General features: G+C 67.0%; 14 protein-coding genes. 3 read left to right on the top strand and 11 right to left on the bottom strand.

Annotated features, from left to right (window positions below; translation table 11 throughout):
- Positions 1 to 82: 82 nt before the first annotated feature.
- The 7 genes from QF040_RS06315 to mltG all read right to left on the bottom strand — a co-directional run bounded on the left by QF040_RS06315 (position 83) and on the right by mltG (position 5,005).
- On the bottom strand, positions 83 to 292 hold the full coding sequence (locus QF040_RS06315; RefSeq protein ID WP_429610304.1) for a DUF4124 domain-containing protein: 210 nt from the start codon (positions 290 to 292) through the stop codon (positions 83 to 85).
- Positions 286 to 963, bottom strand: a complete 678-nt coding sequence (locus QF040_RS06310; protein ID WP_429610302.1) for an ankyrin repeat domain-containing protein — start codon at positions 961 to 963, stop codon at positions 286 to 288. The genes QF040_RS06315 and QF040_RS06310 overlap by 7 nt, the downstream gene beginning before the upstream one ends.
- The gene (locus QF040_RS06305; RefSeq protein ID WP_429610301.1) at positions 960 to 1,772 is read right to left on the bottom strand and encodes a TatD family hydrolase; all 813 of its coding nucleotides are present in this window, start codon (positions 1,770 to 1,772) and stop codon (positions 960 to 962) included. Before QF040_RS06305 ends, QF040_RS06310 begins: the two co-directional genes overlap by 4 nt.
- Before the next feature lie 87 nt (positions 1,773 to 1,859).
- Positions 1,860 to 2,249 (bottom strand): PilZ domain-containing protein, encoded by a 390-nt coding sequence (locus QF040_RS06300; protein WP_307507037.1) that lies wholly within the window; start codon positions 2,247 to 2,249, stop codon positions 1,860 to 1,862.
- On the bottom strand, positions 2,246 to 3,262 hold the full coding sequence (locus QF040_RS06295) for a DNA polymerase III subunit delta' (RefSeq protein WP_307608879.1): 1,017 nt from the start codon (positions 3,260 to 3,262) through the stop codon (positions 2,246 to 2,248). The genes QF040_RS06300 and QF040_RS06295 overlap by 4 nt, the downstream gene beginning before the upstream one ends.
- Positions 3,259 to 3,909, bottom strand: coding sequence for a dTMP kinase (gene tmk, locus QF040_RS06290; RefSeq protein ID WP_429610300.1), 651 nt, complete (start codon positions 3,907 to 3,909; stop codon positions 3,259 to 3,261). The genes QF040_RS06295 and tmk overlap by 4 nt, the downstream gene beginning before the upstream one ends.
- Before the next feature lie 61 nt (positions 3,910 to 3,970).
- Complete coding sequence (gene mltG / locus QF040_RS06285; protein ID WP_429610299.1) at positions 3,971 to 5,005, bottom strand: endolytic transglycosylase MltG; 1,035 nt, start codon at positions 5,003 to 5,005, stop codon at positions 3,971 to 3,973.
- Positions 5,006 to 5,099: 94 nt separating this feature from the next.
- Here mltG and QF040_RS06280 point away from each other — a divergent pair, with 94 nt between their 5' ends.
- Complete coding sequence (locus QF040_RS06280; protein ID WP_429610298.1) at positions 5,100 to 6,026, top strand: YgfZ/GcvT domain-containing protein; 927 nt, start codon at positions 5,100 to 5,102, stop codon at positions 6,024 to 6,026.
- A 146-nt stretch (positions 6,027 to 6,172) separates the two neighbouring features.
- A complete protein-coding gene (locus tag QF040_RS06275) occupies positions 6,173 to 7,072 on the top strand; it encodes a hypothetical protein (protein WP_429610297.1) in 900 nt (299 codons plus the stop codon).
- Here the strand turns inward: QF040_RS06275 and QF040_RS06270 are convergent, their stop codons facing one another.
- Both QF040_RS06270 and QF040_RS06265 read right to left on the bottom strand, forming a co-directional pair.
- Complete coding sequence (locus QF040_RS06270) at positions 7,073 to 7,963, bottom strand: YbgC/FadM family acyl-CoA thioesterase (RefSeq protein WP_429610296.1); 891 nt, start codon at positions 7,961 to 7,963, stop codon at positions 7,073 to 7,075.
- Positions 7,960 to 8,907, bottom strand: coding sequence for an alpha/beta hydrolase (locus QF040_RS06265; RefSeq protein WP_429610295.1), 948 nt, complete (start codon positions 8,905 to 8,907; stop codon positions 7,960 to 7,962). Before QF040_RS06265 ends, QF040_RS06270 begins: the two co-directional genes overlap by 4 nt.
- A gap of 163 nt (positions 8,908 to 9,070) precedes the next feature.
- Between QF040_RS06265 and QF040_RS06260 the strand changes: the two genes are divergently transcribed.
- Complete coding sequence (locus QF040_RS06260; protein ID WP_429610294.1) at positions 9,071 to 10,207, top strand: iron-containing alcohol dehydrogenase; 1,137 nt, start codon at positions 9,071 to 9,073, stop codon at positions 10,205 to 10,207.
- A 42-nt stretch (positions 10,208 to 10,249) separates the two neighbouring features.
- On the opposite strand, the gene QF040_RS06255 is transcribed toward QF040_RS06260, so the two are convergent.
- Both QF040_RS06255 and QF040_RS06250 read right to left on the bottom strand, forming a co-directional pair.
- Positions 10,250 to 11,659, bottom strand: coding sequence for a lysozyme inhibitor LprI family protein (locus tag QF040_RS06255; protein WP_429610293.1), 1,410 nt, complete (start codon positions 11,657 to 11,659; stop codon positions 10,250 to 10,252).
- Between the two features lie 43 nt (positions 11,660 to 11,702).
- On the bottom strand, positions 11,703 to 12,701 hold the full coding sequence (locus QF040_RS06250; RefSeq protein WP_429610292.1) for a tripartite tricarboxylate transporter substrate binding protein: 999 nt from the start codon (positions 12,699 to 12,701) through the stop codon (positions 11,703 to 11,705).
- Between the last annotated feature and the right edge of the window lie 75 nt (positions 12,702 to 12,776).

The following is a 12,776-nucleotide window of genomic DNA, read 5'->3' as shown; positions in this document are numbered from 1 at the left end:
CTTCTCCACAGAGTCTCGCACGAGTGCGCAGGCGCCCTTTTATTGACCTTTTGCCGGGCCTGCAAGGCGATGAAATCAGCCCTCAACGCTTGGGCGAATTTCCAGATACTCTGCCTTCGTAGTTCACTCCCTTGGTCTGCTTGATCTCGATCTTCTTCGCGTCAGGACAGGGTTCGTTCGAATACACGACCTTGCCGCCTTGCACGCATTTGTAGATCGAGTGCTGGGCGGCGGCATCGAACCCGGCGGTCGTCAAACCCAGCGCGAACGCAAGGCCGGCCCATCTCACCATTTGCCGTCCTTGGGCGGCGGCTTCGGACCGGCCTTGGCGTTCATTGCGGCCGTGATGAGCTGCGCCGCTTCCGCACGGTTCGCCTTGTTCGCGAAGTCGACCGCCGTCATGCCCAACTGATTTTTCATCGTCGTGTCAGCGCCTTCGTCCAGCAGCAGCTTCACGGCTTCGCCCGAGCCGTACATGGCGGCCATCATCAGCGGCGTGGTGCCGTTGGGCGACTGCGCATCGATGAACGCGTAGTTGTCGAGCAGCACTTTCATGATCGTCAACTGGCCGCTGGTGGCCGCGTAATGCAGCGGCGTCCAGCCGGTCTTGTTGACCGCGGCATCGCGCTTGAGCAGCTGCTTGACCAGGTCCTGCTGGCCCTTGATCGCAGCCAGCATCAGCGGCGTTTCGTCCTTGGCATTGGGCAGGTCGACATTGAGTTGGGGGGATTCGAGCAGCACCTGGATGACCTTGGGCGACGGTTCGCGCAAAGCGATCATCAAACCGGTCTGGCCGTGCTCGTCGAGCGTGTTGGGGTCGAATCCGCGCTGCAGCAGGGTGCGCACGCCGCTGGCGTTGTCGCCGCGCACGGCACGGAAAAAGTCCTCGAACGATCCTGCATGTGCGGCAAAAGATACAGCAATGACAAGGAGATAAAGCGACTTCTTGAAGTAGTTTTTCATGATCTGACGTCCCTGAATAATGTGTCGAAGTTGTCGCTCGTCGCCTTGGCGATGGCCTCTACGGGCAGTTTTCGCAGCTCGGCGATCTGTTGTGCCACGTAGGGCACGTACGACGGATTGTTGGTCTTGCCGCGGTACGGCACAGGCGCCAGATACGGGCTGTCGGTCTCGATCAGCATGCGATCGAGTGGCACGAAGGCGGCCACGTCGCGCAGGTCCTGTGCCTTCTTGAAGGTCAGGATGCCCGAGAACGAGATATAGAACCCCAGATCGAGGGCCGCGCGCGCCACTTCGGCGGTTTCGGTGAAGCAATGGAACACGCCGCCTGCCGCACCGGTTCCCATGGAGCCGTCTTCGCCCTCCTCCTTCAGAATCGCAATCGTGTCGGCCGAGGCTTCCCGGGTATGGATGATGAGCGGCTTGCGCGTCTGCTGCGCTGCGCGGATGTGCACGCGGAACCGGTCGCGCTGCCACTCCATGTCGGCGATGCTGCGGCCGCCCTTGCGCTCTTCCATCTGGTAGTAGTCGAGGCCGGTCTCGCCGATGGCCACCACGCGGGGCCGGGCCGAGAGGCGCACCAGGTCTTCGACGCTGGGCTCTGCGATGTCCTCGTTGTCGGGGTGCACGCCCACGCTGGCCCAGAAGTTGTCGTAGCTGGCGGCGAGCGCCTGCACCTCGTCGAACTCCTCGAGTTTGGTGCAGATGCAGAGGGCCCGGTCGACCTTGGCGGCGGCCATGGCGGCGCGGATCTGCGGCATCTGATCCGCGAACTCAGGGAAGGTCAGGTGGCAGTGGGAGTCTGTGAACATCGGAAATGACGGTGAAGTCGGCGCACCTGTCACCTGTGTGAGGTGGCGCCGTACACGGAGTTCCGCGTCACGAGGACGACGGAAAACTCAGATGGTTTGGGTGGGGCGGTCCGACGCCATCGAGCCGCCGAGGGCCGCTTCGATGCGCGCCTTCAGTTGCCGCGATTTGTCATCCGAGGGAAAACGGATGCCGACACCAGGCGCCCGGTTGCCGGCGGCACGTGCCGGCGTGATCCAGGCGACCTTGCCGGCCACCGGATAGCGCTGCGGGTCTTCGGGCAGCGTCAGCAGCACATAGACATCGTCGCCCAGCCGGTATTCGCGCGTGGTCGGAATGAAGATGCCGCCCTCGGCAAAGAGCGGAATGTAGGCCGCATAGAGCGCCCCCTTCTCCTTGATGGCGAGCTGGATGACGCTCGGCCTGGCGGGCGTGGAGGCTGCGGGCGCAGCAGAGGCGGGGGCGACAGGTTGGTTCATGGGCGGCGAGCGGCTGAGTTTAGGGTGCTTCGCGCTTCGCTCACAAGCGCTTCGAGCATGAGACCTGCATTGAACGGATGCTCGGCGGTCCTCGCAGCGTTCGCGAGCGACTTCGACCAGCGCGCCAGCGCCAGTCGCGACGGCGCCGCCGGCAGGTCGGCCGCCTCGAAGAAACGGGGTTCGGCGCCGTTGCCGACAGCCATCAGGTCGTGGCAAAGCTTCTGCAGCGCGCCGACGGCCTGGGCGGGCGCATGGTCCGACAGCGCCCCCACGTCGCCACGCGAAATGGCTTTGGGGAACAGCGACCACGCCTTGGGCGATTGGCCGGACCGCGCAAGCCGCAAGGCGTCGCTGGGCCGGCCGCCGGCAGCGCGCAACAGGGCGGTTGCATCGGCGGCCGGCACATCCTGCGCGACGAGCCAGGTTTCGGCTTCGGCCGTTTCGGGCCACGGCAGCGTGAAGCCCAGGCAGCGGCTGCGAATGGTCGGCAGCAACTGCCACGCAGCCTCGCTGGCGAGCACGAAACGCACATCGCCGACGGGCTCCTCGAGCGTCTTGAGCAGCGCGTTCGCGGTGATGGTGTTCATGCGCTCGGCCGGATACACCAGCACGACCTTGCCGCGCCCGCGCGCGCTGGTGCGTTGGGCAAAGCCGACCGCGTCACGCATCGCCTCGACGCGAATCTCGCGGCTTGCCTTGCGTTTCTTGTCGTCGATGTCGGCCTGCGCCTTTTCGTCGAGCGGCCAGCCCAGTTCCTGCATCGCGACTTCGGGCATCAGCACGCACAGGTCGGCGTGGGTGCGGACCTCGATGGCGTGGCAGCTCGCGCAATGGCCGCAGGCGGCACCGCCCTCTTCCACCGGCTGCTCGCACAGCCAGGCCGCGGCGAGCGCCAACGCGAGTTCGTATTGGCCGATGCCCGACGGCCCTTGCAGCAGCCAGGCATGGCCGCGCTGGCGCAGCAGTTCAGCAAGCGGCTGGCGCAGCCAGGGCGTGAGAGCTGGCACGGTCATCGTGCGGTCCCTGTACTCAGCACGCCGCGCGCCACCAGCGCCGTTTCGATCTGCTGCCAGACCTGGTCGCGCGCCTGGCTGGCGTCGATGCGAATGAAGCGTTGTGCGTCGGCGGCCGCGCGATCTGCATAGCCCTGTGCGACGCGGCGGAAGAATTCGACCGGTTGCGCCTCGAACTTGTCCGGCACGCGCGCACCGGCCAGCCGCTCTGCCGCGGTCTCGGGCGCGAGGTCGAACCACAGCGTGATGTGCGGCTGCAACAGCCCTTCCGCCCTGCCCCCTTGCGCCCACTGTTCCAGCGTCGACAGCACGGCTGCATCGAAGCCGCGTCCCGCGCCCTGGTAGGCGAAGGTGGCATCGGTGAAACGATCGCACAGCACGAGGTCGCCGCGCGCGAGCGCCGGTTCGATGACCTGCACGATGTGATCGCGCCGCGCCGCGAACACCAGCAGCGATTCGGTCAGCGGGTCCATCGGCTGTTCGAGGATCAGCCCGCGCAGCGTTTCCGCCAGCGGCGTGCCACCGGGTTCGCGCGTTCGCACGACCTTACGGCCCTGCGCCTTGAAGAGCGCCTCCATCGCATCGAGATGGCTCGACTTGCCCGCGCCGTCGATGCCTTCCAGCGTCAGAAACAGACCGTCGCTCATAGAAAATTACCTCCGCCTTCGGCTGCGGTGCGAGCTTGCTTGGGGCGGCCCGGCGCGGCGCTCATTGCGTCGCCTTCGGTTTGGGTTCGCTGCTGCTGCTGCCACCGCCGCGCTGGTAGCGGTTCACCGCTCGGTTGTGGTCATCGAGCGAGCTGCTGAACTGGCTCGTGCCGTCGCCGCGCGACACGAAGTACAGCGATTTGCTCTGCGCCGGCTGCACCGCCGCCAGCAACGCGGCCTTGCCCGGCATCGCGATCGGCGTGGGCGGCAGGCCACCGCGGGTGTAGGTGTTCCAGGGGCTGTCGGTCTGCAGGTCTTTCTTGCGCAGGTTGCCGTCGAAGGCGGCGCCCAGGCCGTAGATCACCGTCGGATCGGTCTGCAGTGGCATGCCGATGCGCAGGCGATTGGTGAAGACGGCGGCAATCTCGGCGCGGTCGTTGGCTTTACCTGTCTCCTTTTCGACAATGCTGGCCAGAATCAGCGCGTCATCGGCCGATTTGAGGGGCAAGTCGGCCGCGCGCGCCGCCCATGCGGCTTCGAGCTTCTTGTCCATGGCACGCATCGCGCGCTGCAGCAGGGCGATGTCGGTCGAGCCCTTCGAGTAGGTGTAGGTGTCCGGAAAGAAGCGGCCTTCGGGGTGCACGCCCGGCTTGCCCAGCTTGGCCATGAGTGCGTCGTCGCTCAGGCCCACGCTTTCGGGCTTGAGTTGATCGGCCTTGCCCAGCGCCGCGCGCACCTGCCGCATGTTCCAGCCCTCGACCAGCACCAGGCTGCGCGTGGCTTCCTCGCCGCGCACCAGGATGTTGAGCAGCAGCTTCGGCGTGACACCGCGTTCCAGCTCGTAACTGCCGGCGCGCATCTGGCGGTCCTGGCCCGAAATCCGGAACCACCAATAGAGCAGTTGCGGCTGCACATCGACGCCGGCATTCGCCACGGCCTGGGCAATGCCGCGCGGCGTGGTGCCGGGCTCGATGGAAAGATCGGCGCTGGGCGCCGACATCCTGAGCGGCTGGTGCACCCACCAGAGTCCGCCGGCGCCGAGCGCGAGCGCGATCAGGGCGGCGAGCAGGAAGAGGGTAAGAAAGAAGCTGCGCACGAATCCGATGGGAAGCGGTGGGTCGATGGGAATGGGAAAAGGGAGGGAGTCCCTGACGCCCGGAAGGAACAGGCCCGGCCATGATAATTCAGCGATGACCACAGTCGTTCTCAACGGGGTAGCCACCCTCTCGCACCTCGGCGTGATCCGCGCCGAAGGCCCCGATGCCGCCAGCTTCCTGCACGGCCAGCTGACCCAGGATTTCTCCCTGCTCGGCGCCACCGAAGCCCGCCTGGCCGCGCTCTGCACCGCCAAGGGCCGCGTGATCGCAAGCTTCATCGGCATCCGGCCGCAGCCCGAATCGATCCTTCTTGTGTGCAGCCGCGACATCCTCGCCGCGACGCTCAAGCGCCTGTCGATGTACGTGCTGCGCGCCAAGGCCAAGCTGACCGACGCCACCGACCAGTTCGCGCTCTACGGCTTGGCCGGCACCGCGCTCACCGCCAATGGCCTCGATGCGGCCACGCCACCCGGCAAGCGCACCGCCATCGGCGACGACATCAGCGTGGTGTCCCTCTACCCGGCCGACGGCGTGCCGCGCGCCTTGTGGATCGCCCCCGCCGACCATGCCGCGCCGGCCGGGCCGAAGCTGGATGCCGATCTCTGGCAATGGAGCGAAGTCCGCAGCGGCATCGTGACCGTGACCACGCCCATCATCGAAGCCTTCGTGCCGCAGATGATCAATTACGAATCCGTGGGCGGCGTGAACTTCAAGAAGGGCTGCTACCCCGGCCAGGAGATCGTGGCGCGCAGCCAGTTCCGCGGCACGCTCAAGCGCCGCACCTACCTCATGCAGGCCGATGCGCCCGTGGCGGTGGGCCAGGAAGTGTTCGCAGCCGGCGATGGCGAGCAACCCGTCGGCACCGTGGCCCAGGCGGCACAGGCGCCCGGCGGCGGCTGGGCGGCGCTGGTCTCGATGCAGATCTCGGCGCTCGAAGCCGGCGGCCTGCATGCCGGCGCGGCCATCGGCCCGGCCTTGACGGTCGAGCCGCTTCCCTACGCCTTGCTCGAAGACATCTGATCTTTCTTCCCCCAACGCCCCCATCCAAAGGGGCGTTCGGCGCCATCGAAAAAGATGGCGCCATTTTTTTGCGTGCTGCTTAACCCCGCCGTCGATGCTGCGCCGTAGAAGCCTGCATCGATCCACTCCTGGCAAGGAAGAGCACCATGAAGCGCAGACTTTTTTCCACCGTCCTGGCCCTGACCGCGTTGGCGGCCGCTGCCGAAAGCCCGGCCCGGCCGTTCGCGCCGCCCTCTTCTTCGAGCCGCATCGGCTCGATCATGCAGATCGCCATCGTCGATCGCACGACCGGCGCCGAACTCCCGATCTACCGCCACCGCGGCGAATACTGGGTGGCCGGCCGACCCGGTGCGCGCTATGCCATCCGGGCGCGCAACGCGATGGGCGAACGCATCATGGCCGTGATGTCGGTGGACGGCGTCAACGTCGTCAGCGGCGAAACCGCGGGCATCGGGCAGACCGGCTACGTGTTCGGCGCGCGCGAAAACAGCGACATCACCGGCTGGCGCAAGAGCGATTCGCAGATCGCCGCCTTCGAGTTCGCCTCGGCCGGCAACTCCTACGCGAGCCGCACCGGCCGGCCCGACGACGTCGGCGTGATCGGCGTTGCGCTGTTCCGCGAGAACGTGCCGGTGCCGCCGCCTCCCCCGATCGCGCCGAGCCGCGACGAGTACAGCTCGCGCGACCGGGAATTGCGGAGCGAATCGTCTGCGCTGGGCGATGCCAAGGCCAAATCGGCGCCCGCCGAGGCCGCGTCCTCGGCTGACGCACCCGCCGGCGCCATGGCGCGCCGCCAGGCACCGGCTCCAAGCCTGGGCACGGCCCACGGCCGCCGCGAAACCTCGTACGTCGGCAAGACGAATTTCGAGCGTGCCCAATCGACGCCCGACGAAGTGGTCCGCATCCGCTACGACAGCCGCGACAACCTCATTGCAGCGGGCGTGATCCCGGTGCCTCCCACGCCGCGCTGGCCGCGTCCGTCCGGCCCATCGCCGTTCCCTGGTTCGGACCCCGGCTACGTGCCGGACCCGCCCAGCCGTTACTGATCAGCGCAGCGACCGCCGCATCTCGACGTGCGGGATGCCGGCCTCTTCGAACGGCTCGCCGTGCACCGCATAACCGAGCCGCGCATAGAAGCGCTCGGCGCTGCGCTGCGCATTGAGCGCCACTTCGCGGTCGCCGCGCGCCCGGGCCGCGTCTTCGAGCGCCTGCATCACGGCGGCGCCATGCCCGCCGCTGCGCAGCGTGCGGTGCACCGCCATACGGCCGATGTGGGAGACGCCGTCCTCGGCATGCAGCAGCCGCCCGGTCGCGATGACTTGGCCGAGGCGGTTGCGCGCCACCACCGCGTGCAGCACGACGGCGTCGTGCGCATCCCACTCCAGTTCCTTCGGAATGTTCTGCTCCTCGATGAACACCGCGCGCCGCAGGGCGCTCGCCCCTTCGCCGAGCGCATCCCAGCCACCCGTTTCCACCGTGCGCATCGGCTCCCCGGCCTCGAAGCCCAGCAGCACCTCGCGCAATGCCGCGGGCACCGGCTTCGAAGTCTGCGTGGCCGGATCGGCGAACACATAGACCAGTTCGCAGCCGACCAGGTACTGGTCCTGCCGGAACAACGCGCCCTCGAACACGATCGACGAATTGCCGATGCGCGCGCACTTCATGCCCACGTCGATCACGTCATCCATGCGCGCGGAGGCGCGGAAATCGATCGTCGCCTTGCGCACGTACAGGTCGCCGCCCAGCGAATGCATTGCCTCTTCATACGGCAGCGCCATTGCGCGCCAGTAGTCGGCGATGGCGGTATCGAAGTACATGAGGTAGTGCGCGTTGAAGACGATCTTCTGCATGTCCACTTCGGCCCAGCGCACGCGCAGGCGGTGGAAAAAACGGAAGTCCTCGCGTCGGTTCGCTGCGGTTCTTGTCTCTGTCGTCATGGTGCCAATGCTTCCTTGAGTGCCCGGGCCGCGTCGCCTTGCGCCTGCAGCGCTTCGGGCAACGCGCGGCCCATCTTGATGAATTCGTGGATCACGCCGCGGTAGATTTCCAGATCGACCTGCACACCCGCGGTGCGCAGCTTGTCGGCGTAGGCGATGCCTTCGTCCACCACCGGGTCGCATTCGGCGAGGCCGATCCAGGCGGGCGCCACGCCGTCGACGTCGTCGGCCAGCAGCGGCGCAAAGCGCCAGTCGTCGCGGTCAGCGGGCGTGCGGACGTACTGCGCGAAGAAGAAATCAATCATCGCCTTGGTGAGCAGCGGACCGTGCTCGAAGCGCTGATGCGATGGCGTGTCCTGGTGCGCGGTCATGCCGGGGTAGATCAGCATCTGCAGCGCGAGCGGCAGGCCCGCATCGCGCGCCAAGATCGCGCACACCGCAGCCAGCGTGCCGCCGGCGCTGTCGCCGCCAACCGCGAGGCGGCTGCCGTCGAGCCCGAGGCTCGCGCCTTGCGTGGCGACGAACTGGAACGCGTCCCAAGCGTCGTCGGATGCGGTCGGAAACTTGTGCGCGGGCGCGAGCCGGTAGTCGACCGACACCACCGCGCAGCCGCTCTTGCTGCTCAGCACGCGGCACAGCGTGTCGTGCGTGCGGATGTTGCCGACCGTGAAGCCGCCGCCGTGGAAGTACACCAGCACCGGCAGCACGTCCGATGAGGGCGCATAAAGCCGCGCGGGTATCGCAAAGCCGTCACGCGCGGCGATGGTGAAGTCTTCGATGCGCGCCAACTCGGGCTTGAGCACTTCGAGCACGCCCGCGCCTTTTTCGTAGGAAGCCTTCGCCTCGTCGGGCGAGAGTTGGTCGAGCGTCGGATGGCCGGCGCGCGCCATGCGCTCGACCACGCTGGCCATCTTCGCGGTCAGCGGGTGCGGGGGGAGGTTCATCGAAGGATTGGTCGTCATGTGCCGAGCGTGACAGCGGCAAGGGTTTTGTTCATGTGCAAGGCTGTCCCCTGTTGTTAGATTCGGATGGTCGGCAATCGTACTTCCCCGACGCTTTTCCCTGCGTCCGGGCCCCCACCCACCACGTCCACACGTCCCACGATCCATGGCACTCATCCAGTACCTCACCCAGATCCAGTTCGAATTCGGCGCGATCAAGCTCCTGTCCAGCGAATGCGCGCGCATCGGCATCCATCGCCCGCTGATCGTGACCGACGCCGGCGTGCGCGCGGCCGGCGTGCTGCAGAAGGCGCTCGACGCCATCGCCGACCTGGAGGTCTCGGTGTTCGACCAGACCCCCTCCAACCCCACCGAGGCCGCGGTGCGCGCCGCCGTCGAGCTCTACCGCAGCGGCCGCTGCGACGGCCTCATCGCCGTGGGCGGAGGCTCGGCCATCGACTGCGCCAAGGGCGTGGCGATTGCCGCCACGCACGAAGGCCCGCTCAAGACCTACGCGACCATCGAAGGCGGCTCGCCGAAGATCACCGACCGCGCGGTGCCGCTCATCGCGGTGCCCACCACCAGCGGCACCGGCAGCGAAGTGGCGCGCGGCGCGATCGTCATCGTGGACGATCACCGCAAGCTCGGTTTTCACAGCTGGTTCCTGATGCCCAAAGCCGCGATCTGCGACCCCGAACTCACGCTCGGCCTGCCGCCCAAGCTCACCGCCGCCACCGGCATGGACGCGATTGCGCACTGCATGGAAACCTTCATGTCGGCCGCGTTCAACCCACCGGCCGACGGCATCGGCCTCGACGGCCTGGAGCGCGCCTGGCTGCACATCGAGCGCGCGACCAAGGACGGCAGCGACCGCGAGGCGCGCCTGAACCTCATGAGCGCCTCGATGCAGGGCGCGATGGCGTTCCAGAAGGGCCTGGGCTGCGTGCATTCGCTCAGCCACAGCCTGGGCGGGGTCGATCCGCGCCTGCACCACGGCACGCTCAACGCCCTCTTCTTGCCCGCGGTGATCCGCTTCAACGCGGGCGCCGAATCGGTCCAGAAGGACCAGCGCCTGCAGCGCATGGCGCAGGCGATGCACCTGGATTCGCCCGGCGATCTCGGCGAAGCGATCCGCGACATGAACGCGCGCCTCGGGCTGCCCAAGGGCCTGGCGGAAGTCGGCGTCACGCCCGCGTTGTTCGAGCAGATCATCGACGGCGCGATGGCCGACCACTGCCACAAGACCAATCCGCGGCTCGCTTCGCGCGACGACTACAAGGCGATGCTCGAAGCGTCGATGTAACGCCGGGGCCGTCGCAGGCGCTGCGCCCTGCGACGGCTTCAATCAATTGCCGAAGTCGAATGCCGAGATCGATGCAGCAGTGCCGACAACGGATCGCACGCCCTGAACGGTGTAGGTCTGCTCCCTTTCGAAATCGAGGGGCTTGCGCATCGAGAACGACGCGAGCAGCTTGCCTTTTGCCGTGTAGCGGCCGAACCAGTCCACCAGCCGTCCGATGTAGCACTGCGGCCCGATTCGCACAGGAACGTCTCCAACGATCTCGTAGCTGTAGTGACCGGGGCCATAGCTGGTGTAGTTGCTGCGGTCGTCGTCGCTGGTGCCTTCGGGGATCGGGCACAGCGGCTTGTCTGCGGAGACTGCTTCGCGGGTATTCACCAACCCGAGCGCACGGGTCAGCGCGGCGTGCAGGGTGCTGTCGAGCGTTGTCTCGGGTCCCTTCTCCTCATCTTTCTGAACCTTCGGGATCGAAAGCCGATAGCGGTAGCGCACGGTCAGCGTCGGGACACCGCCGACGACAGTCAGCGGCCTCAGCAGATAAACGTTGTCCACGCCGTACTGGCTATTTCTGTAGGCGGCGTAGACGCGCCCGCGCAGGAGAACCCATTCGGCTGCCTGATTGCTGCCGCGGCCGTTGGTCATGTAGAGGCTCGACGGGCCGCTGGCATCAGCCTGGCCCGACTGGCCCGGGGCACCGACGCCTGTGAACTTCGCGCCCTTGCGGCGAAGCACGCTGATTTCGTTGAAAAGCCCGGTGCCTCCCACATAGGTGTTGATCACGAGGTCGCGTTGCCCGTCGCCATCGATGTCCATCAAGGTATAGGACCCGGCGCCGTTCTCGCCGCCGCCTTCGATCCCGGACGCACGAAGTGCGCGCCATTCGTCCGCGGTTACCCCCTTGGGTTGAACAGTGGGGAAATGCCCGTCCTCGCCGGATCGGTTGCCATCGCGCGTGTTGAAAAACGAGGTCGTTCCCGTCTTGATGCTCAGCGCGTCGATGACCTTTTCGAGCGGGAACTCCGCATCGGTCTTGCGCATTGCCTCCACGGCTTGCTGCAGCTCTTGGAGCGCTTCGCGGTCCACGTCGTCGGGCTTGTAGGCATCGACGTAGCGCAATTGCGCTTGAAGCGCGGTCAGCCGTTCTTCATGCCGCGTCGCGATGCAGCCCGTATCGGTGCCGCAGCGGTCGCGGGTCTTGAGCCAATCCAACTGCGCGCGCCGCAGTTCACCGCGTTGCCCGGGCTGAGCGGCCGCCAGCCGGCTGTAGACGGTGGACAGTTGGACGTCGAGCTTGCGCAGGTTCTCGTCGGCGCAGATCGCCTTCTCGGTACCGGTGGCAGCACGGCTGCATTCGAGGCCCGCCGCGAAGGCCGGTGCGGCGCAGGCACCCAGGGCGGCGATGGCAACGAAGGACAGGCACGACCGCACGTCGTGTCCGAAGGTGGAATGTTTCATCAAGGCAATGTAGGGTGTTTTGCCCGCACTCAGGGGCGCACCGCTATTCCGCCTTCACCCCCGCCGTCCGGATGACCTTGCCCCACTTGGACGTCTCCGCCGTGATGAACGCATCGAACTCCTCCGGCGTGCTGCCCGCCGGAATCGTGCCCATCGCGTCGAGCTTGGCGCGCGTCTCGTCGCTCCTGATGATCCGCGCGACTTCCTCCGACATGCGCTTGACGACGTCGCGCGGCGTGCCCGCCGGCGCGAGCATCCCGGCCCAGGTGCTGCCGGTGAAGCCCGCGAAACCCTGCTCGATGAAGGTCGGCACGTCGGGCGCGGCCGCGAGGCGCTTGTCGCCGGCCACGCCGATCAGCCGCACCTTGCCGGCCTTGGCCTGGTTGATGAGGCCGGTGGGCGCATCGAAGAAAAGCTGGATCTGCCCGCCCATCAGGTCGGTCAGCGCAGGCACCGCGCCGCGGTACGGGATGTGGATCATGTAAGTCTGCGTGAGCGACTTCCACAGCTCGGTCGTCAGGTGCGCGGCCGAGCCGTTGCCGGAGGAGCCGAAGCTCACCTTGCCCGGGTTGGCGCGCGCGTAGTCGATGAGTTCGCGCGCGGTCTTGAACGGCGCGTTGATGTTCACCGCGGCCAGAAGCGGCGAAATGCCCATCAGCGACACGCCCGTCAGGTCCTTTTGCGGGTCGTAGGGCAGCTTGGGGTACAGCGTGGTGTTGGCCGCATACGCCGCGATGACGACGCCGAAGGTGCTGCCGTCGGCCGGCGCCTTGGCGATGGCATCGACGCCGATGAGGCTGTTGGCGCCGGGCTTGTTGTCGATGAGCACGGGTTGGCCCAGGCGCGTCTGCAATCCGATCTGCACGAGCCGCGCCATCTGGTCGGTGAAGCCGCCGGGCGTGTAGGGCACGACGATGCGGATCGGCTTGCTCGGCCACGCGGTCTGCGCGAAGGCCGGAACGGCGAGGCTGGATGCGGCGGCGGCGGCGAGCGTGAATCTGCGGCGGGTCAGCGTAAGGGCTTGTGGCGGGGTGCGATGCATGTGGCTTTGTCTCTTGGTGGCTTCTGAAGAATGGATCGAACCATTCTCGAAGCGCCACCGGCGATGGCCGTCAGG

Origin of the sequence: Variovorax sp. W2I14, assembly GCF_050435205.1 — a bacterium.
Lineage (GTDB): Bacteria > Pseudomonadota > Gammaproteobacteria > Burkholderiales > Burkholderiaceae_C > Variovorax > Variovorax paradoxus_C.
The sequence above is the reverse complement of the archived record's forward strand: the minus strand, read 5'-3'. Positions and strand labels throughout refer to the sequence as shown.